13 protein-coding genes and 5 pseudogenes are annotated in these 20,845 nt (G+C 58.8%); 6 read left to right on the top strand and 12 right to left on the bottom strand.

Translation table 11 applies throughout. The annotated features are described in order from the left end of the window. Positions 1 to 210 carry a hypothetical protein gene (locus tag H6973_18670; GenBank protein ID MCP5127570.1) on the bottom strand — a complete coding sequence of 70 codons (210 nt, stop codon included), beginning with the start codon at positions 208 to 210 and terminating at the stop codon, positions 1 to 3. A gap of 149 nt (positions 211 to 359) precedes the next feature. Between H6973_18670 and H6973_18665 the strand changes: the two genes are divergently transcribed. Further along, complete coding sequence (locus H6973_18665; protein MCP5127569.1) at positions 360 to 650, top strand: hypothetical protein; 291 nt, start codon at positions 360 to 362, stop codon at positions 648 to 650. Between the two features lie 171 nt (positions 651 to 821). After that, entirely contained in the window at positions 822 to 1,622 is an 801-nt protein-coding gene (locus H6973_18660) for a ParB/RepB/Spo0J family partition protein (protein ID MCP5127568.1), read from the top strand. Positions 1,623 to 1,841: 219 nt separating this feature from the next. Here the strand turns inward: H6973_18660 and H6973_18655 are convergent, their stop codons facing one another. From H6973_18655 to H6973_18625, 7 genes and pseudogenes are all read right to left on the bottom strand, one after another. Continuing rightward, the gene (locus tag H6973_18655; protein MCP5127567.1) at positions 1,842 to 2,651 is read right to left on the bottom strand and encodes a ParB/RepB/Spo0J family partition protein; all 810 of its coding nucleotides are present in this window, start codon (positions 2,649 to 2,651) and stop codon (positions 1,842 to 1,844) included. 18 nt (positions 2,652 to 2,669) lie between these two features. Continuing rightward, on the bottom strand, positions 2,670 to 3,014 hold the full coding sequence (locus H6973_18650; protein MCP5127566.1) for a ParA family protein: 345 nt from the start codon (positions 3,012 to 3,014) through the stop codon (positions 2,670 to 2,672). Positions 3,015 to 3,039: 25 nt separating this feature from the next. Further along, a pseudogene (locus H6973_18645) lies at positions 3,040 to 3,962 on the bottom strand (IS1595 family transposase). A gap of 308 nt (positions 3,963 to 4,270) precedes the next feature. Next, positions 4,271 to 4,390: pseudogene (locus tag H6973_18640) on the bottom strand (transposase). Positions 4,391 to 4,591: 201 nt separating this feature from the next. After that, on the bottom strand, positions 4,592 to 4,930 hold the full coding sequence (locus H6973_18635; GenBank protein MCP5127565.1) for a type II toxin-antitoxin system RelE/ParE family toxin: 339 nt from the start codon (positions 4,928 to 4,930) through the stop codon (positions 4,592 to 4,594). 204 nt (positions 4,931 to 5,134) lie between these two features. Beyond that, positions 5,135 to 5,437 (bottom strand): annotated as a pseudogene (locus H6973_18630) (hypothetical protein). Between the two features lie 134 nt (positions 5,438 to 5,571). Continuing rightward, entirely contained in the window at positions 5,572 to 9,414 is a 3,843-nt protein-coding gene (locus tag H6973_18625) for a hypothetical protein (GenBank protein MCP5127564.1), read from the bottom strand. 212 nt (positions 9,415 to 9,626) lie between these two features. Here H6973_18625 and H6973_18620 point away from each other — a divergent pair, with 212 nt between their 5' ends. The 3 genes from H6973_18620 (at position 9,627) to H6973_18610 (ending at position 12,135) form a co-directional block, all read left to right on the top strand. After that, complete coding sequence (locus H6973_18620; GenBank protein ID MCP5127563.1) at positions 9,627 to 10,307, top strand: IS6 family transposase; 681 nt, start codon at positions 9,627 to 9,629, stop codon at positions 10,305 to 10,307. Between the two features lie 238 nt (positions 10,308 to 10,545). Then, positions 10,546 to 11,382, top strand: coding sequence for a hypothetical protein (locus H6973_18615; protein MCP5127562.1), 837 nt, complete (start codon positions 10,546 to 10,548; stop codon positions 11,380 to 11,382). 72 nt (positions 11,383 to 11,454) lie between these two features. Continuing rightward, on the top strand, positions 11,455 to 12,135 hold the full coding sequence (locus H6973_18610; GenBank protein ID MCP5127561.1) for an IS6 family transposase: 681 nt from the start codon (positions 11,455 to 11,457) through the stop codon (positions 12,133 to 12,135). Here the strand turns inward: H6973_18610 and H6973_18605 are convergent. The 4 genes and pseudogenes from H6973_18605 to H6973_18590 form a co-directional block, all read right to left on the bottom strand. Beyond that, positions 12,121 to 17,217 (bottom strand): putative Ig domain-containing protein, encoded by a 5,097-nt coding sequence (locus H6973_18605; protein ID MCP5127560.1) that lies wholly within the window; start codon positions 17,215 to 17,217, stop codon positions 12,121 to 12,123. The two genes, H6973_18610 and H6973_18605, sit on opposite strands and share 15 nt — an antisense overlap. An 86-nt stretch (positions 17,218 to 17,303) precedes the next feature. After that, positions 17,304 to 17,984 (bottom strand): IS6 family transposase, encoded by a 681-nt coding sequence (locus H6973_18600; GenBank protein ID MCP5127559.1) that lies wholly within the window; start codon positions 17,982 to 17,984, stop codon positions 17,304 to 17,306. A 53-nt stretch (positions 17,985 to 18,037) separates the two neighbouring features. Beyond that, complete coding sequence (locus H6973_18595; protein MCP5127558.1) at positions 18,038 to 18,442, bottom strand: hypothetical protein; 405 nt, start codon at positions 18,440 to 18,442, stop codon at positions 18,038 to 18,040. A 67-nt stretch (positions 18,443 to 18,509) separates the two neighbouring features. Beyond that, a pseudogene (locus H6973_18590) lies at positions 18,510 to 19,547 on the bottom strand (IS4 family transposase). A 217-nt stretch (positions 19,548 to 19,764) separates the two neighbouring features. Between H6973_18590 and H6973_18585 the strand changes: the two are divergent. Further along, positions 19,765 to 20,652, top strand: a pseudogene (locus H6973_18585) (IS982 family transposase). Positions 20,653 to 20,845: the final 193 nt, after the last annotated feature.

Here is a 20,845-nt window from a genome sequence, read left to right as displayed (position 1 = left end):
TCACCCGATGGCTCCCTGTTTAACACACGGGAGCGCCTCCGCCAGCGAAGCGGCGGGAAATCCGTGCGGCCCGGGAAATCCGTGCCAAACAGCAATCGGCTCTCCCGGTTCAAACCACAACCCGCCGTCGCCGTGGGCCAAGAGCTGGGCGGTCGGGGTCACGGCGGCCCGGGGCAGACCCAGGAAATGCGCCTGGACAAATCCGCGCAATTTACTATGCTGAAAAATGCATTTATTCCAGACCTTTTGGCGGGGCATTGCCCCGCCGCACCGCACGGGAATTCCACCGGGTTTTTTCGGTGGCCTGTGACCGGTCGCCGAGAACGCCAACCCGCTTTTCCGCCCGGACGCTTTTGCTCATGACCGATCCTGCCTATCCCTTGCCTCACCGGCTGACCGTCGACGATCTCGATCCCGAGACCGCGACCACAGACGCCCTCATCGCCATGGTGCGCCGTTACCGCGAAAGCGAGAAGTACCCTACCCCTGAGCAACTGCTTCGCAATCTGCCGGTCGCGCGGCGCGCCCTGTGCGACCATGTCTTGACTGGCCAAACCAGCGCCTTGGATGTGGCCTATCGGTTGGCCTCCATCATCGACGCACTGGAAGGCGGCAACAAGCTGCCTGAACCCGCTCACCGCACCCATTAATATCGGCCCGGTTGGGTTCGGGTTCATCCAGCGGGGCGGGGCGCCATGCCGGGGCTCTTCCTCCTTCAGTCGCAACGCCTTCTGTGAAAAGTCGCAACGCCTTCTGGAGATGACCAGCTACATCTTGTGGTAAAGTCCCCGACCGTGTCACATCCCACGGAAAACCCTTCCATGCGCAATGTTCCCCTCGATCTCCTACAGATCAGCCCGCTGCGGCCTTCTGCCCCGTTACCTTGGCCTCCGGCTGCTGCGGTGGCGCTGGCCCGAAGCGTGGGCTTTGTCGATTCAGTTACGGTGCGCCCGATCGCGGCGACCGGACCGCAACGCTATGAGATTCTCACCGGCCTCAAACACTGGTTGCTCGCCCAACGTGCGCAATTGCCGACCATCGCCATTCAGGTGCGGGAACCGCTCAGCGATGCGCAAGCCCATCAACTCATCCTCCTGGATTCTGGCGATGCGGTGGCCAATCCGATGGACGAAGCCCGGATGATTCAGACCGAGGTCGCCCAAGGGAAAAGTATTACAGCCGCTGGCCGGGCACTCGGTCTATCGCGCATGGAGGCTTCCCATCGCCTGCGGTTGTTGCAGTTGGCGCCGAGTGTCCAGGCGCGGATCGCCGCTGGCCAACTGGAGATGGGGAAAGCCCGCCCCTTGGTCGGGTTGCCGGCGTCGGTGCAATTGGAATTAGTGCAACGCCTGGTGTGGGAAAAGTTGAATACGCGCCAAGTGGAAACCCTGGCGAAAGCCTACAAACACCCAGAGAAGAACGGTTCAGCCCATGCCGAAGCCACCCCCTCGTTACCGGCTAAAGACCCCGATCTCATGCGCTTGGAATCGGAACTGGCCGAACGACTGGGTACGCGCGTCACGCTGGCTTATGGTGGGCAGGGTCGGGGGCAATTGGTCATCGATTTCGATACGTTAGAGATTCTCGATGGGGTCTTGGAACGGTTGGGGTATGGGCCTTAAGCCAAGCTTGATCTATGGTACTGACTCGACGTTTGCTACGGTGCGGCAAAACTTGAACCGATTGCCCGACCATCACCGGTTCAGTTTATATAAGCCATCACCCCACGACAAAGAACGCTAGAATTATAGTCAAACAGTTTTTTAATAGTTCGCCATGTACCCAGACCACTACAGTATTCCTTGCTGGAAGGGCAATCAACATAAAACTGTTTGACTATACTATTCGTCTTCATCGGGTTGCAACCGGTCAAGCTGCTCTGAGAGTGCGGTAACTAATAATGCCAGTTCTTGGTAATACACGCTGTCTATACGTTCAATAGTTCGAAGCTTTTTCAAGAACAACCGTCCGGCACCGATCGTCTTGTCCTGCACCAGAATCCCTAATGCGGGATTGCTTTTAGCCTTTCGAGTCGCCCGTACTGTCCACTTCCCTTGCTTCATTGCGTCCCAGATCGAGTGTTGGCGATCGGTATCTTTGATCCGGGTGAGTTCGATGAGTGCGGACTTGGAGATCAGACGATTATCGGACGTCCGATATTCCTCCTTGACCTTAGGTGGCAAGGCGTTGAGTTGCAAAGTCTCGCTCACCGTATTCTGCGCCTTACCAATCACCTTTCCCAATTCTTCCTGGGTATAATGGTAGCGTTCCATCATCCGCTCAAGTGCCTCAGCCTCTTCCAGTGGATGCAAATCTTCCCGCTGAATATTTTCAATAAGAGCAATCTCCTCCGCGTTGCCCATCGTTACAATAGCAGGAATCGTTGATTTCTCTAATTTCTCAAATGCCCGGAATCGTCGCTCCCCAGCCACCAATAGATAAGTTCCATCGTCCTCGCGTTTCACCGTGATTGGTTGGATAAGTCCGTGCCGTTCAATTGACGCCGCCAATTCCGCCAAACTCTCATCACGAAAGGTTTTACGTGGCTGGTCAGGATTGGGATGAATCTCACCAAGATCAATTTCTACAATCTTTGGCAAATCGGGAGAAAGACCGAAAAAGAAGTCCTTTTTGGTTTTGGGTGGTTTCATGACCTTAAGCGTGATCTTTTAAGAAGGAACAGGTGCATAGCGCTCAATGAGCGCGTCTGCGACTGTATAGTACACTTGCACACCTGGCGTATTGGGGGCAACTTCTAGAGTAGGGCGACCTTCAGTACTTGCTTTGTCGTAAGCCGTACTGCGATTCACAGGTTCAAACATGTGGATCTGGCGCGGCTCAAGCCCCAAACGCACCCGTTCCAAGGTTTCGTTGTCATGAAGATTGCGCGGATTGTACTGTGTTGGCAAAACGCCAAAAATATTCAAGGTTGGATTTAAACGCTGTTGAAGCTTTTCGATAGTTTTGAAAAGGCGTTCCACACCCCGAAAGGAGAGATTATCGGTTTGGCTCAATATGGATTCCAGTCAGTTGGCGTTGTTAGGCGACCAGCAGTTCCAAGAGAGGTCTGAGCAAACCTTTGCCCCGAATGCGGACGTTATGCACGAACTGAAAGAAGCCCAGGTAGAGCGGCAGCTTTTCTTGCGAAATTCCTCGATGGGGTCGCAACCAGGAACGCAACAGGGACCAGAAACCCTCAGCGGTATTAACATGAATCTCATGGAAGCCATCGCCATCGTCGTCGCGGGCGTATTCACCCCGGCTGTGACACACCGTATGATGATCAAAGCCCCAATCCTTCAATGGGTTATAGATTGCATATTCATCGGTATACACCCGGGTTCCCGGGGCGATGAAAGTCTGAAGGAGCGGTTGATGGTCGCTTGCTGGACATTATCCAGCATCCGGACGACCACCGCGCCGCCGCGCTCAATCATGCCGAGAATCGGCGGCTTTTCCTGCTCCAGGGTGCCCGACCCGTGCCCCTTCAGCCGGCGACGCCGCCCGCGGCGGCCTTTTTTTCACCGCGTCCGGATGCCCTTTATGCCCGGCCACCATATAGACCTCGTCGCATTCCACTTCCCCGCCAAGGTGGGTTCGGGTTGGCGGGCGACGATACCTTGGCGCAGTTGCTCGGTCATCCGCTGCACGTCGTCCGGATTCAACGCCAACTCTTGGGCAATCTGGGCATTAGACAAGTTCAAACCCATAAAATATAAACATAATATCCAAATTCGTAACGGCGGGTGGTGGCCGGCCAACACCGTCCCGGTTAGATCGTCAAAAGAGCGATGGCACCCGGCACACCGATATTTCTGTCGCGCCGGTTGGGTCGTGTCGTGACCCTGCTTCGTCACGTTCGCCGCCCCACAATGGGGGCAGTGAACCCCATCGGGCCAGCGCAGTTGGCGGACCGTTTCGTAACACCGGACATCGTCCAGTAGATTCTGAAGGTTGATCATCGACGGGAAACCTGGAGCGCGGCGGTTCAAAACCTCTTCAGTGTAGCTCCTGTCCCTTGGCAGGGCGAGCCATCTTCAACAGCCTGGAATCCATATTGAGCCTTATCTTTTTCATCTTCATTTCTCCAATTGATTGGCCAGCCCGTAACCCGCCTTTTGGAAACATCGTGAATTCGGCGGGTTACGCTGCGCTAACCCGCCCTACCGGGCTAATCCGCCGTACCGTGGTGGCTGGCTGAGCCCCGTAGGGTACGCATCGCGTACCGGCCAGCGTCCGCGCCTCGAAAAAGGTACGCCATGCGTACCCTACCTGGCTTCGTCACGTTCGCCGCCCCACAATGGGGGCAGTGAACCCCATCGGGCCAGCGCAGTTGGCGGACCGTTTCGTAACACCGGACATCGTCCAGTAGATTCTGAAGGTTGATCATCGACGGGAAACCTGGAGCGCGGCGGTTCAAAACCTCTTCAGTGTAGCTCCTGTCCCTTGGCAGGGCGAGCCATCTTCAACAGCCTGGAATCCATATTGAGCCTTATCTTTTTCATCTTCATTTCTCCAATTGATTGGCCAGCCCGTAACCCGCCTTTTGGAAACATCGTGAATTCGGCGGGTTACGCTGCGCTAACCCGCCCTACCGTGCTACCGTGCTAATCCGCCGTACCGTGCTTTCCACAATCTTCCGCAATACCGCCAATTGATCGGGCGTCAGGTTCTCCTGCTGGCTTTTGACATAGGCGTACAGCATTCGTAACTGCTCATTGGCGACCACCCAGTAGTAGATCATCCTGACGCCACCGCGTTGACCTTGGCCTTCGCGTTCCCAGCAAACTTTGAGTAGACCGCCCGCGCCCGGAATGAGATCGCCTTTGTCAGGTTGTCGAATGAGGGCGTCTTGCAGTTCACGGTAAGCATCGTCGCTCATCAGGTCGCTAATGATTCGGGTAAAAAGCGGGGTTTCGATGATAACCATGGGCAGTATGATACGCCATTGGCGTAGGGTCGGGTAGGTCAGCCCGTAACCCGCCTTTGGGGGAAGTTCCACAGAATCGGCGGGTTACGCTGCGCTAACCCGCCCTACCGTGCTAATCCGCCGTACCGTGGTAACCCGCCCTACCGTGCTAATCCGCCGTACCGTGGTAACCCGCCCTACCGTGCTAATCCGCCGTACCGTGCTTTCCACAATCTTCCGCAATACCGCCAATTGATCGGGCGTCAGGTTCTCCTGCTGGCTTTTGACATAGGCGTACAGCATTCGTAACTGCTCATTGGCGACCACCCAGTAGTAGATCATCCTGACGCCACCGCGTTGACCTTGGCCTTCGCGTTCCCAGCAAACTTTGAGTAGACCGCCCGCGCCCGGAATGAGATCGCCTTTGTCAGGTTGTCGAATGAGGGCGTCTTGCAGTTCACGGTAAGCATCGTCGCTCATCAGGTCGCTAATGATTCGGGTAAAAAGCGGGGTTTCGATGATAACCATGGGCAGTATGATACGCCATTGGCGTAGGGTCGGGTAGGTCAGCCCGTAACCCGCCTTTGGGGGAAGTTCCACAGAATCGGCGGGTTACGCTGCGCTAACCCGCCCTACCGTGCTAATCCGCCGTACCGTGGTGGCTACCTGTAGATTCCACCGAAAGTTGTGAGAAGAATTTCCGTTACAATCATGCTTGGGAGTGCAGCCAAGAACAAATTCCAAAGTGACATCTCTCGTCCAAGGACGCCTCTAAGTCGATTGACGGCATCGAAGTCGTTGACTTTACTGACGGTTTTAGCTCCTGTTTGTTTGAGGATTTCTCGCAAATCTTGAACCGGTCTATGGGCGTATTGTTCAACTTCCGTCTGATTGAACTGATCTGTATAAAAGACCAAGCCTCCCATATTGAATATGACCACGGTCGAGAAATCCACCCTTTGAACCGGCCGTGGCACTATCCAGGTAACGTCAGGAGAGTAAGAGAATGGACACAGCACAGCGCAGTACAAATTCATTTGAGACAATCCCGCCGATATCCCACTAGAAGACAGCGGCTTTACCTCAAGGAACTTCCTTCTTGTCTTGTTCAAGATATCCGGTTTTAAATACTCAAGCACGTTCCCGATCCTGGCCCATGTCCCGAAGGAGACTCGATCGTGACGGTGAGTTTCTCGATATTGATCCTGAACAATTTTTTCAACTTGGCGACCAAAATCCGGACTAAATCTCCAGCCACTTGGATCAACAAGATCAATTGGATTTATTCGACTGTATATGTATTGATGCAGCGTCATAGGATCATCTAACTCACCCATATATGGATCCGCGCCAACAAATCGACCTAACTGCTCAGCGTAGTACCGCGATCTGTAATAATCGAGACCTATAGCATTGTCCCGTTGCTCCCCCCCATACAAATACACATTCCCCGTCGTCCCTATCTGCCCGGTCAGACTCCCAAACGCCTCATACGCATAGGTATCGGTCACATTCCCCGCTGCGTCGGCGAGCAGCCGGACGCTGCCGTGGCCGTCGTAGCCGTAGTAGCTCACTCCACCTGACTGCTCCTGACTGACCAAGTCGAGGCCGTAGGTGTACTTGCGCACCACGTTGCCGTTCTCGATCTCTTCCAACACCTGGCTGTAGCCGGTGGGGTTCAGGGTATCCACCAGGAATTGGGTGGTGACGCCGCCCGCGGTCCGCGCGACTCGGTTGCCGTCGCCGTCGTAGACGAAACTCACTCCGCCGTCGGCAGTGGTCAGGCGATTATCGGAGTCATAACCGAAGGTGCGCCCGTCGGTGTGCAACGTGTTGCCGTTGTCGTCATAGCTCTCGGTGATGATGCGGTCGTTGGCGTCGTAGTTGAAGGTCTGCGCGGAGATCGGCGCGACCGTGGAGCTGCGGGTCAGTCGGTTGCCGACTGGGTCGTAAACGTAGCCGATGTGGCCGTTGACCCCGCCCGGATCGCCGCTGACGGTTTCGCCGGTCAGGCGATAGAGCGCGTCGTAACTGTAGTTGGCGGTTCGCCCGGAGTGTTCGGTGACGGACAGACGATTGCCCGTGGGGCCGAGGGTGTAGGCGTAACTCGCGAGGGTCGCCGTACCGTGAGCGACGGTGAGATCGGTCAGGCGGTTCAGCGGGTTGTAGGTGTAGCGATGCGCCACGCCGTTGGGATAGGCGTAGCTTTGGAGATTGCCCACGGCGTCGTAAGCGTAAGTCGTTGGGCCGTTCGCGTCGGTGACGCTTTCCAGCCGATTCAGCGTGTCGTAGGCGTAGGTCATGGCCGCGCCGCCCGCGTGATCGGACTGGATCGACCGCAGGTTGCCAGCAGCGTCATAGGCATAATTGAGCGCGCCTTGCGGCGTCGCCTTCTGCGTTAAGCGGTCGCGATTGTCGTAGGTGTAGGTGGTGACGCCGCTGGCGTCTTCCATACGGGCGCGCTGGCCGCTGGTGGTGTAGGTGAAACGAACCGTCGGTTCGCCGACCGTCGGGTCGGGCTGCTTCTCGATCAGCCGGTTGAGGGTGTCGTAGCTGAACGTGGTGGTTTTACCGTTGAAGTCGGTCTTGCCGGTGAGATTGCCAGCGACGTCGTAGGTCAGGGTCTCGGTCATGCCGAGCGGCAAGGTGCGGCTCACGCGCCGCCCCATCGCGTCGTAACTGAAGGTCGTCGTGTGGCCGTTGGCGTCAGTTTGACGGATTTGATTCCCCGGTTCGTCGTAACCGTAGCTCGTCACTTGGCCGAGGGCGTCGGTGACGCTGATCAGCCGCCCCAGCGCATCATAGCCGTACTGGGTGGTCTGGCCGGCCTGATCGGTCTTGCTGACCTGGTGGCCCAAGGCGTCATAGTTCACCTGGTCGGTAGTGCCGTCCGGATAGGTGGTGCGCGTGCGCCGGTTGTTGGCGTCGTAGCTGAAGCTCAGGGTGTGACTGTTGGCGTCGGTGACGGCGGTTTGATTGCCGGCGGCGTCGTAGCTGAAGGTGGTCGCATGACTCAACGCATCGGTCACCTGAATACGCCGTCCGGCGGCGTCGTACTGATACGCCGTGGTATGGCCCTGCGCATCGGTGCTGGCGGTGACTTGTCCGGCGGCGTCATACGCGGTGGTCGTTTGCGTACCGTCCGGGAACGTGGTGGCGATCAACCGCCCCAGGGCGTCGTAGCCGTAGGTAGTGCTACGTCCGGCCCGGTCGATGCCGGCGATGCGCCGCCCTTCGGCGTCGTAGGTCGAGGTTTCGCTTGCGCCGTCCGGATAGACGGTGCGGGTCATCCGCCCGGCGTCATCGTACGCATAGCTCGTGGCGCGCCCCAGCGCGTCGACGGTACGCGCTTGCTTGCCGAGGGCGTTGTATTCGGTGCGGGTGGTGGAACCGTCCGGGTAGATGGTCTGCACCAGCCGGTTGCTGCCATCGTACTCGAAGCGGGTCACCACGGTTTCCGTGATGTTACCCACGGTGCGGCTCCGGGTCTCGCTCAGGCGATTGCCGTTGGCGTCGTAGGTGTAGGTGGTGACATGGCCGAGCGGGTCCGTTTCCTGAATTAGATTACCGACGCTGTTGTAGGCGTAGTGGCTCACCTGGCCCAGCGGATCGGTCTTCTGGGTTTGCAGGCCGCGCGCATCGTAGGCGTAGCTCGTGGTCTGGCTGGCCGGGTCGGTGGTCGCGGTCAGATTGCCGTTGGCGTCATAGGTATTCGTGGTCACCCGGCCCAATGGATCGGTGACCGTGCGCACCGCGTTCAGCGCGGTATAGCTGTAGGCGGTGACGTGGCCGAGCGGGTCGGTTTCGGTCAACGGGTTGCGTCGGCTGTCGTAGGTCAGCGTGGTGGTGCGTCCGAGCGGATCGGTGCGGGTCAGCTCGTTGCCGAAGGCGTCGTAAGTGCGAGTCGTGACGCCGCCCAGCGGGTCAGTCTGGCGCAGCACGTTGCCCCGATCGTCATATTCATAGACGGTGGCGTGGCCCAGCCGGTCGGTGACGGTTTCGGTGCGTGCGACCAGATTATGGTTGAAGGTTACGGCCTGACCGAGCGGATCGGTGGTGCTGACCAGCCGTCCGTCGGCGTCGTACTCGTTGCGCACGGCGCGCACCCCGCGCGGGTCGAGGACTTCCAGCAGGTGGTGGCGGTAGTCGTACTTCAGGGCGGTGACCTGAGCTTCGGCGTCGGTATGGCTGGCCAGATCGCCGTGACTGTCATAGGCGTACTGCTGGACGTGCCCTGCCGGGTCGGTCAGCGCGGTAATCCGCCCCTCGGCGTCGCGGGTGAAGGTCACCCCTTTGCCGTCGGAATGAGCGATGCCGTTGGGGGTGACGGTCAGAGTGGGGCCACTGGCGCATTGCACCTGCTGGACACCGGCGATCTTGTCGATCAGGTAGACGTTGCCCTCCGGCGTGGTGTAGCGGTAGGCGCGCGGGTCGAGGACGGTCACGTTGGTATCGATCAGTTGCACCGCGCCGGTGTCGGCGCTGGGCGCGAAGCTGCCGGTCACGGCCGGGGCCAGACTGCCCAAAGTGCCGGGACGGGGGGTGTAGACCAGACTGACTGCGCCGATGGGGTTGAACGGACTGCTACTGGGCGACGGCGTGAGATCGAATTCTTCGACATGGCCGTCGGGCAGCGTCAGGCTGGGTTCTGTTGCGTTAGCTGATAGGGTCGGATTTCGGTAAGCTACACGGCCCCTGTCCTGACTTGAGAACCCGCATGATCGATTTTAGAGGCCACCGCTTTGAACGAGACATCATCCTAACGAGTGTCCGTTGGTACCTCGCCTATCCGTTGAGCTATCGGAACCTGGAAGAGATGCTGGCGGAGCGGGGTGTCGACGTGGATCATTCCAGCGTCTACCGCTGGGTCCAGAAGTTTACGCCGCAGTTGGAAGCGGCTTTCCGCAAAGGACAAAAGCGCCCGGTGGGCACAAGTTGGCGGATGGATGAGACCTACATTAAGGTCAAAGGCCAGTGGAAGTACCTCTACCGCGCGGTTGATCGAGACGGCCAGACGATCGACTTCCTGTTCACGGCGCATCGCGATAAGAAAGCCGCCCTGCGCTTTCTCAAAAAGGCGATACGGCAGCACGGTCTTCCGGACAAAGTCACGATCGATAAGAGTGGCGCTAACACCGCTGCCCTGGATGCACTCCAGGAGGAGACGGGCGCCGCCATTGAGATTCGCCAAAACAAGTACTTAAATAATTTAGTGGAACAAGATCATCGCGCCGTTAAACGGATCGTCCGCCCCATGCTGGGGTTCAAAGGCTTTCATTCTGCTCGGACCACCCTGCGGGGCATCGAACTCCTGCACATGATCAAGAAGGGCCAAATGATCATGGCCGAAGGGACGAATCTCTCCGCCGCAGGACAATTTTATTCACTGGCTGCCTAATAACCTGCAAGGGTTACCCAATCGTGCTCGAAAAAAATTAACGCAACAGAACCACGGTGCGAAGTCTAATGAGGTTTGGGTACTGATCAATGCTTCGGGCGCGAATGGAACGCCGAGCTGGACGCAACTGACCCCGACCGGCGGTCCGCCAGCAGCGCGTCATGCTGCCGTTGGGGTTTATGATCCGACAGCCAACCGCTTGATCATCCACGGCGGATGTACCGGCAACTGCGGAACGATGCTGGGGGACGCTTGGGTTCTCACCAACGCCAACGGATTGGGAGGTACGCCGACGTGGATCCAATTACCGTCCACCGCAGCGACTCAAGGAGCAGGAGCAGCCTATGATCCGATCTCGAATCGGATGATGGTTTTCGGTGGATTAACCGCCGTCGGACCCTACTCGGATCTGAACACGGTTCGCGTGCTGATAGACGCTAATGGCATCGGGACGCCGCAGTGGCTTGACCTGACACCTGGCGGAACCCTGCCACCACCGCGTTCCGAGTTGCAGAACATCGCCTATGATCCGATCAACAACCGCCTGATCATTTTTGGCGGTTATCGTGGGGCCGGCAATACCGAATACAACGATACCTGGGTGCTGACGAATGCCAATGGTCTCGGCGGTGCGCCCGAATGGCAACTGCTCACGCCGCCGAGTGCTTTGCCGTCAAGTCGGCATAGCTTGCCACTTTCATACGATCCAAATAGCAATCGCCTGATCGTCTTTGGCGGGCTGAATCAGTTCAGCGAACACGTCACCTATAACGACAGTTGGGTGCTGACCGGCGCGCATGGGTTGAGCGGAACACCGACATGGATTCAACTGAAGCCAACCGGACCGATGCCCCTTGGCCGTCGCAGCCATATCGCCGCCTACAATCCCCGGACTAACCGGTTCATGATGGGATTCGGTGAGTATGATGCTTTTGCAAACGGCTCCACCACCAGCAGCACAATCTTCAACGATCTTTGGGTGCTTTCCAACGCCTCCGGCCTCTGCACGGCTGGACAACCCTGCACCTTCCAAACCACCGCCAGCGACCCGGATGCGGGCGATACGCTGACCTAGGTTCTGTTGCGTTAGCTGATAGGGTCGGATTTCGGTAAGCTACACGGCCCCTGTCCTGACTTGAGAACCCGCATGATCGATTTTAGAGGCCACCGCTTTGAACGAGACATCATCCTAACGAGTGTCCGTTGGTACCTCGCCTATCCGTTGAGCTATCGGAACCTGGAAGAGATGCTGGCGGAGCGGGGTGTCGACGTGGATCATTCCAGCGTCTACCGCTGGGTCCAGAAGTTTACGCCGCAGTTGGAAGCGGCTTTCCGCAAAGGACAAAAGCGCCCGGTGGGCACAAGTTGGCGGATGGATGAGACCTACATTAAGGTCAAAGGCCAGTGGAAGTACCTCTACCGCGCGGTTGATCGAGACGGCCAGACGATCGACTTCCTGTTCACGGCGCATCGCGATAAGAAAGCCGCCCTGCGCTTTCTCAAAAAGGCGATACGGCAGCACGGTCTTCCGGACAAAGTCACGATCGATAAGAGTGGCGCTAACACCGCTGCCCTGGATGCACTCCAGGAGGAGACGGGCGCCGCCATTGAGATTCGCCAAAACAAGTACTTAAATAATTTAGTGGAACAAGATCATCGCGCCGTTAAACGGATCGTCCGCCCCATGCTGGGGTTCAAAGGCTTTCATTCTGCTCGGACCACCCTGCGGGGCATCGAACTCCTGCACATGATCAAGAAGGGCCAAATGATCATGGCCGAAGGGACGAATCTCTCCGCCGCAGGACAATTTTATTCACTGGCTGCCTAATAACCTGCAAGGGTTACCCAATCGTGCTCGAAAAAAATTAACGCAACAGAACCCTAAAAGACCGTCCACGAACAGGCGGTAGCCGCTGCCGGATGCGCCTTCGAGGCGGTAGGTATGGAATTGGGTGGTGTCGATAGCGCGGGACAACACGGTCCCGGCGGCGTCCAGAACGCCGTCGGTGCGCAGGCCGATGCCGATCTGTTCGTTGCCCGCGATGAGGCCGAAGGCGAAACCGAAGGCGTCGGTCGGGTCGCCTTCCTGTTGCAGCACGCGGGCGGTGACGGTCAGCACGAACGGCAGGGTGGGATGCACGCCCGCCGCGCGCTGATAGACGTTGATGCCTTGCGTGACGCCCAGACCCATCGTGTTCTGTTGCAGGACGCCGCCGGTGAGGGTGAACACCTGGGTTTCGGGTGCGGTGTTGCCGAAAGCGCCGTAGGCCCAGAGTTGCGTACTGGGCAGGGCGGTGACGTCCAGGGTGAGGCGGTTATCCACCTCGGCGGTCGCGCCGACGCTCAGACCGGCGTTGACCAGGGTTGTTTCCGCTGCGGTCGGGGTCGCGCCGATGACCTCGGGAACGGTAATCGTGCCGACGCCAGCCGGGACGGTGATCATGAAGGATTGGCCGGCGCTCTCGCCGCGACCATCGGTTACGGTCACCGTCACCGGGTGATCGCCGGTTTGCGTGGCGGTGGGGGTCCATTCGATCAGGCCGGAGGTCGGGTCGATGACCATGCCGGTGGGGGCGGTGGTCAGGGCGAAGGTCAGCGGATCCCCGTCAGGGTCGGTGGCCTGCACGGCGTACAGGTAAAGCTGGTCGACAGTGGCCCCGGTCGGTGGCGTGGAGGTGATTTCGGGCGCGGCGTTGGTCGAGCCGTCGCTGACCGCGATCGTGAAGTTCTGCACGGCGAAGCCGCCTTGGCCGTCTTCGACCCGCACTGCAACCGCCTGATTACCCGTTTGCGCGGTGGCCGGCGTCCACTGGATCGCGCCGGTGGTGGGGTTGATCGTCATCCCGGCTGGGGCGGTGGTGAGCGCGTAGGTGAGCGGATCCCCGTCAGGGTCGGTGGCGTCTACGTCGTAAGTGTAAGGCTGACCGACCGTGGCCGTGGTGATCGGCGTGGAGGTGAAGCCGGGCGCTTGATTGTCTGCTGCGGATACGGTAACGGTGAAGGGTTGCTCATCGGACAGACCGCCTGAATCGGTCACGCGCACGGTCACCGCTTGATTGCCGATTTGGGCCGTGGTGGGCGTCCATTCGATCAGGCCGCTTGCGGGGTCGATGGTCATCCCCGCCGGCGCAGTCGGGAGCGAGAAGGTCAGGGTGTCGCCCGTATCGGGGTCAGTCGCATCCACGTCATAGGCGTAGGGCTGGCCGACGGTTGCGGTGGTTACTTGCGTTGAGGTAATGGTCGGAGCGTGATTCGTCGAGGCCGGTGGCCCGGTGGACAATACGAGATTGACCGGCGTGTTCTTCGGGACGTGAATGTTCGGCAGTGGCGATTGGTCGCTCACCTGATCAGCAGGAACCGTGACGCTGGGCGCGGAACGGGTTACACCCACTGTCAGGTGGGCGGCGAGGATCGCGGCGCTGGCCTGGGTTTGGGTGAGGCCAGTGAGATTCGGTACGGTTTCAGTGGCCGGGCCGTCAACAATCGTGAGATCGACGGCGGTTTGATTCTGCGTCAGGGTGCCGGCGGGTGGGTTCTGGCCGACCACGCGGGGTTGGGTGAAGGAGAAGGCGGTGACTTCGGCGCGGGCGTTGGTACCACCAGTATTGTCGCCCAGTAGGAGATGCGCACGCCCCTGATCGTTACCCGTTGCTACAGTGGGGCCGGACGCTACGAGATTGTCATCCGTGAAGAATCGATACCCTATGCCCATTGCCCCGTCAAGCCGGAAGCTGTGAAATGTGGTGTTATCTACGCCACTGGCGATTGCTACGTTAGAAATGTCTTGGATTCCCGTCGTACCAAAACCCGCTTCGATGGCGTGAGTCGTCGTCAGTGCGCCAACTGCGAATCCAAAATTGTTACTACTGACTGATCCTTCCTCCGCCAATACCCGAGCTGTCAGGAAGAGCGAGAACGGAAGTCGGACGTCCACCGTATCATGCATGACATATCGGTTTGTTCCCTGCCCGGCAAATCCGACCGTCAGCGAATCTTGAGAGAAAACTCCGCTCGCCAGCGAAAAGACTTGGGCTTCGGGTGCTGGTGTGCCGTAGGTGAAATACGTCCACCCCTGCCGACTCGGCAAGCTATTGAAGTTCAGCGTAATCGCCCCGCCTTGGCTGGTCTGGGTTCCAGTAGTCAGATCGGCAGCGCCAATGAACGACGCCGCCCATTCCGGCGCCAGTCCCACCAGATTCGGCACGGCCACCGATGCCACAGTCGCCGTGAAGCTCTGGGTCGTGGTCAGCCCCCCGGTGTCGGTGACGCGCACCGTGACCGGATGATCGCCGATCTGCGCGAGGGTCGGCGTCCAGGTCATTGCTCCAGTCGCGGCATCGATGGTCATGCCTGCGGGCGCGGTATCGAGGGCGTAGGTCAGCGTATCGCCCGCGTCCGGGTCGTTGGCCGTGGTTTGGAAGGTGCAGAGTTGCCCAGTCGTGCAGAGGCCGGAGGCGGTAGAGAGGAGCCAGGTGTCGTTGAGCGTCGTGGTCACTCCCTGCGTAAAGCTCTCGCCTAATGCCGCGACAAGCCGGTTGGTCTTGGGGTCGTAGGCGCTCACATAAGCGCGCCGCGCTGCTGGCAGGGGTGCGAGGACGTCCAGCTTGCGCCACTCTGGGCTACCGCCCAATCCGTTGGCGTGGGTCAGGATCCAGCTATCATCATAGGTCCTGACATCAACGAAGTGATTGATCCCACCGAAGAGGATCAACCGATTACTGTTCGGGTCGTAGGAGACCGGTAAAGAGCTACGGCTTGATGGCAGGACGCCTGTTGGACTCAATTGTTGCCATGCGGGTGCGCCACCCAGGCCATTGGCATTCGTGAGCACCCAGGTGTCATTGAACTCCGTGGTACTGCCAGACAGCCCTCCAAAAACGATGAGACGATTAGTGATCAGGTCGTACCCGAGATCCTGATTCAGCGAGCGCGGCGATGGAAGAGTCCCCGTCGGCGCAAGATCAACCCATCGTGGATCACCGATACCGTTGGCATCGACAAGCACGCGGACGGCGTTGGTCTCCGAACCCCGTGACGGTTGCGTGAGGCCACCGAAGACCATCAACCGATTCGAGATCGGGTCGTAGGCCGCGCCCTGCCACGCACTCGGTGTGCCAGAAGGCAGTTGAATCCATTCTGGTGCGCCACCTAGCCCATTGGCGTTGGTCAACACCCATGCGTCGTTGAGAACCGATCCGCAGTTTCCGGTGCATCCGCCATAAATGATCAGCCGGTTGGCTGTTGGATCGTATGCCACCGCACTCAGCGACCGAGGCGTTGGCAGCGTACCAGAAGGCGTGAGCTGCACCCAACTTGGAGCGCCAGCTATACCTTTCGCGTTGACGAGTACCCAAACCTCGTTGAGTTTGGTTCCGCCGACTTCTTCACCACCAAACACGATGAGCCGGTCGTTAGCGACATCGTAGCCACTGCGACTGTGGGCGCGCGGGGTCGGTGTCGTACCCGTCGGCACAAGTTGTGTCCACTGAGGAGCGATACCCGCAAAGGAAATGACCGGTGGCTGGTTCGTCGGTAGTGCTGGCTCGACCGTGATGGTGAAGGGTTGCTCATCGGACAGCCCGCCCACATCGGTCACACGCACGATCACCGTTTGATCGCCCACGTGCGCCTCGGTCGGCGTCCATTCGATCAGGCCGCTTGCGGGGTCGAGGGTCATCCCCGCCGGCGCGGTCGGGAGGGAGAAGGTCAGGGTGTCGCCCGCATCGGGGTCAGTCGCGTCCACGTCATAGGCGTAGGGCTGGCCGACGGTTACGGTGGTCACTTGCGTCGAGGTGATGGTGGGGGCGTGATTCGTCGAGGTTGGCGGCCCGGTGGACAGCACCAGGTTGACCGGTGTGTTCTTCGGGACGTGAATGTTGGGTAGCGGCGATTGGTCGCTCACCTGATCAGCAGGAACCGTGACGCTGGGCGCAGAACTGGATGCACCCACTGTCAGATTAGCGGCGAGAATTGCGGCATTAGCCTGGGCTTGGGTGAGGCCGGTTAGATTCGGTACGGTTTCAGTGGCCGGCCCCTCAACGATCGTGAGATCAACGGCGGTTTGGTTGGAAGTTAGCGTACCGGCGGGCGGGTTCTGGCCGACCACGCGGGGTTGGGTGAAAGAATAAGCGGTGACTTCGGCGCGGGCGTTGGGTCCCGCCGTCACGTCCCCTAGATAAAGATCGTAAAAGGGAATTTCGGGGTAGACGGAGGGCGGGCTGCTAAGAACCAAATTGCCATCGACGACTAGGTCCGCCGCTGCACCCGGGTAGGCGCGCAACACATAGTCGTGGAATGCGATGTTGTCGAAGGCGTTGGACGGTGCTTCCCGGAACATGATCACATCGGTTCCAAGGCCGACGCCAAAAAAGCTGTTCCCCGCTAAGCTGGATCCGGTCCAGGCGACGAAACCGAACCCAAAATGGTTCTGTGAAGTGCCGCCCTCTTCCGCAGTGACGCGCGCACGAACAGCAACCGACAGAGGCAATCTCGGATCGACGCCGCTCAGGATTTCGTATCCCGTAGCTAGGCCACCCATCCCGATCGTGTCCTGGAACAGCACCTCACCACTTACTCGGAACAAGCTGTCTTCGCTGGGAGCGCCTGCGCCACCCTCGATCCAGAACCTCCACCCCTGCCGACTCGGCAAGCTATCGAAGTTCAGCGTAATCGCCCCGCCCTGGCTGGTTTGAGTTCCGGTAGTCAGATCGGCAACATCGATGAACGACGCCGCCCATTCCGGCGCCAGTCCCACCAGATTCGGCACGGCCACCGATGCCACGGTCGCGGTGAAGCTCTGGGTTGTGGTCAGTCCACCGGTGTCGGTCACGCGCACCGTGACCGGATGATCGCCGATCTGCGCGAGGGCTGGCGTCCAGGTCATTGCTCCGGTCGCGGCATCGATGGTCATGCCTGCGGGCGCGGTATCGAGGGCGTAGGTCAGGGTTCTGTTGCGTTAATTTTTTTCGAGCACGATTGGGTAACCCTTGCAGGTTATTAGGCAGCCAGTGAATAAAATTGTCCTGCGGCGGAGAGATTCGTCCCTTCGGCCATGATCATTTGGCCCTTCTTGATCATGTGCAGGAGTTCGATGCCCCGCAGGGTGGTCCGAGCAGAATGAAAGCCTTTGAACCCCAGCATGGGGCGGACGATCCGTTTAACGGCGCGATGATCTTGTTCCACTAAATTATTTAAGTACTTGTTTTGGCGAATCTCAATGGCGGCGCCCGTCTCCTCCTGGAGTGCATCCAGGGCAGCGGTGTTAGCGCCACTCTTATCGATCGTGACTTTGTCCGGAAGACCGTGCTGCCGTATCGCCTTTTTGAGAAAGCGCAGGGCGGCTTTCTTATCGCGATGCGCCGTGAACAGGAAGTCGATCGTCTGGCCGTCTCGATCAACCGCGCGGTAGAGGTACTTCCACTGGCCTTTGACCTTAATGTAGGTCTCATCCATCCGCCAACTTGTGCCCACCGGGCGCTTTTGTCCTTTGCGGAAAGCCGCTTCCAACTGCGGCGTAAACTTCTGGACCCAGCGGTAGACGCTGGAATGATCCACGTCGACACCCCGCTCCGCCAGCATCTCTTCCAGGTTCCGATAGCTCAACGGATAGGCGAGGTACCAACGGACACTCGTTAGGATGATGTCTCGTTCAAAGCGGTGGCCTCTAAAATCGATCATGCGGGTTCTCAAGTCAGGACAGGGGCCGTGTAGCTTACCGAAATCCGACCCTATCAGCTAACGCAACAGAACCCCCAGCAGTGCCCGCGGAAGTACGATGGCTTGTGCTGGGTTTCTGAAGCGTCATGTAACGACACGACGCCTGGCATACGCCCCCCATCCTTGACCACCAGCGTATGATCACCCAACAAGACAGCCCGCCCGGCCACCTGGACGGCGACGGCCTGACGCCACACATAACCCTGCCACGTCGCCAACAGGGTCTCTAGATCATAAGCTTTGGAGCGACAGAAATGCAGAAACCGGTGATAGACCGCTTCATTCCCCTGCCAGAACCGGCACATTGACGTCACCCCGATCATTTCCGGGGCGGCGAGAAAGCTCAACACCACCGCGCAGAACAGCAGCCAACTGCGCTGCCGCGCCTTACCACCTATCAGTTTCTCATCACGGGGCAAACTCGATAGAAGGAAGGTAAAGGTTGTTGCATTTGTAGCTTCCGGTGGATTGCGCGCAGACCCCGGGTGAACCAGGAAACGGCGCTACGGGCGAGTTTTCGAAAGGTCCAATGGTGAGGATCGGTCTGTTCTTGCGTCTTTTTTCCAGGGGCGTGGGGTGATCGTGGGCCTCCTCTTGACCGACGCGCACGCACCAGTACATGGCCAAGGCCATGATCAGCAGCAACCGATCGAGCCGATCAGCGGCCTGTAACTGCGTGTCTTCTAATTGAAAACCGCGACTTTTGAAATCGGAGAACATCGGCTCAATGCCCCAGCGACTTGCGTAATCCCGCACGGTCGCCCGATTCGGCGGGTCATTCATGGCGATGATCCAGGGTTCCGGGTGGGCCCCCTCATGCCAAATCGCCAGATTCGTCGCGACCCCTTGATTGAATAACCGCACATTGGGCAGATAGCGCTCGGTTTGCCCTGTGGCAAGCACCCCGGTCGTGGTCATGTCTCCAAACCCTGGATCCACATTGAGATTGCCTTTCAATCGTAACCGATAATGCCAACCGGACTGCGCGTGAAGCCACGCGAATAAATCCACCGAGGGATAAAAGCGATCCGCCGAAAGCAGCACCTCGGCTCCCGCCGGGAGCCACGCTCGAACTTGTTCTAATACCGCTTTCTGGGCCGCAAAACCCAGATTGGCCGGGCCGGCTTCCACCCGCCAAGCAAGGGGTAAGGCCCGATCGCCGATCCCAAGGCTCACCATCAAAATCGCAAAACGATCCCCCAAATCGGTTTGATCCAGACTCAAAATAATCGTTTGTCCCTGCTGGCCCGTCGCCGCCAAGGTTTGGCGCGCCCACGGTTCCAGCACTTCCGTACTCGACAGCAACGGATTCTTCAACAACCGCCGCAGCCACTGCTCGCGCATATCTTGCCGTTCGGTCTCCAAGGGTAGGAGATTGGCGAGTTCCACCGTATTCGGGGTCTGGGCTTCCAGGATGGCGCCCACCGCTAAAGCTAGCTTGGCGCGTACCGTCTTGCGTAGCGTCGGGTGGGCAGCTCTCAACCCCGCTTCGATTTCTGTTGCCAACTGCCGAATCGTTCCCATGATCCCCTCATGATGTTCGTTAAACTCATAATCCTAGTCTAACTCAGAACTGATAGGTGGTAAGGCTGCCGCGCAAAGGCGCTGCGAAAACTTTCTCAAGCATGGTATAATGCGATGTTCGACTTTTCCGAGGGGAGATGAGAGCAGGCGGATGCGGCATGGCGATGTGAGCTAAGCTGAGAGGAACCAACCGCCTCAACCGCACGGAGAGACCGCCATGCCGCTCGAAGACTTTATCATCACGGTGTTTTGTTGGGTAGACGAACACCTGAATGCCCTGCTCGGGGATCACTGCTTACGCTCGCGAGGCTTCGCCCCCAAGCTGAATGATAGTGAAGTGATCACGATGGAAGTCGTCGGCGAGTTCTTAGGGCTGGATACGGATGTGGGCATCTGGAAGTACTTCGGTCGTCATTGGCCGTCGTGGTTCCCGGAACTCGGATCGCGGACGACGTTTGCCTAGCAGGCGGCGAATCTGTGGGTGATCAAGCAGCGGCTTCATCAGCAGCTGCTGATCGAGTTGGGGGCGGCGACGGACCCGATTCGCTTGGTGGATGGTTGCCCTCTGCCCCTCTGTGTGTTGACCCGTGCCCCGCACTGTCGGTTATTTCCTGCGGTGGCGGATTTTGGCTATTGTGCGGCAAAGAAGCAGTACTATTACGGGCTTCACGGTCATCTGATGGTCACGATCCATGGCGTCATCACGGCGTGGACGGTGACGCCCGCTACGGGTGATGAACGCGAGGCGTTGTGGGATTTGACCGAAGGTGTTCAGGGTTGGGTGATCGGCGACAAAGGTTACCTGAGCGCCTTTCTTCAGACGGAACTGGCCACGACCGGGATTGACTTGCAAACCCCCTTGCGGGCCAACATGATCGATCCGCGTCCCCCGTGGGCTGTCCAGCAGCTTACGAGAACCCGCCGCCTCGTGGAAACGGTCATCGGTCAGCTCACCGAGCCATTCCATTTTGAGAAAATCCGGGCGCGGGATGTGTGGCATTTGACGAGTCGGATCGCCCGAAAAGTCTTAGCGCACACCTTGGGTATTTTCATGAACCGACAAGTCGGTCGGTCAGACCTCCAGTTTGAGGGCCTGATCGCCTGAAAGTCGAACATCGCATTATACCATGCTTTAGAAAGTTTTCGCAGCGCCTTTGCGCGGCAGCGCAGTTGGCTGCTGTTCTGCGCGGTGGTGTTGAGCTTTCTCGCCGCCCCGGAAATGATCGGGGTGACGTCAATGTGCCGGTTCTGGCAGGGGAATGAAGCGGTCTATCGGGGCGCGAGCTGAGCGGAATCGG

The sequence above is a fragment of the Gammaproteobacteria bacterium genome (assembly GCA_024235095.1).
In the GTDB taxonomy this organism is placed as follows: domain Bacteria; phylum Pseudomonadota; class Gammaproteobacteria; order Competibacterales; family Competibacteraceae; genus UBA2383.
This window is presented reverse-complemented; position numbering and strand designations above follow the sequence as displayed.

Coding starts and splice junctions, on each gene's coding strand:
- H6973_18665 (MCP5127569.1), top strand. CDS start 360: ATGACCGATCCTGCCTATCCCTTGCCTCACCGGCTGACCGTCGACGAT.
- H6973_18660 (MCP5127568.1), top strand. CDS start 822: ATGCGCAATGTTCCCCTCGATCTCCTACAGATCAGCCCGCTGCGGCCT.
- H6973_18655 (MCP5127567.1), bottom strand. CDS start 2,651: ATGAAACCACCCAAAACCAAAAAGGACTTCTTTTTCGGTCTTTCTCCC.
- H6973_18635 (MCP5127565.1), bottom strand. CDS start 4,930: ATGGTTATCATCGAAACCCCGCTTTTTACCCGAATCATTAGCGACCTG.
- H6973_18620 (MCP5127563.1), top strand. CDS start 9,627: ATGATCGATTTTAGAGGCCACCGCTTTGAACGAGACATCATCCTAACG.
- H6973_18615 (MCP5127562.1), top strand. CDS start 10,546: ATGCTGGGGGACGCTTGGGTTCTCACCAACGCCAACGGATTGGGAGGT.
- H6973_18610 (MCP5127561.1), top strand. CDS start 11,455: ATGATCGATTTTAGAGGCCACCGCTTTGAACGAGACATCATCCTAACG.
- H6973_18605 (MCP5127560.1), bottom strand. CDS start 17,217: ATGACCATCGATGCCGCGACCGGAGCAATGACCTGGACGCCAGCCCTC.
- H6973_18600 (MCP5127559.1), bottom strand. CDS start 17,984: ATGATCGATTTTAGAGGCCACCGCTTTGAACGAGACATCATCCTAACG.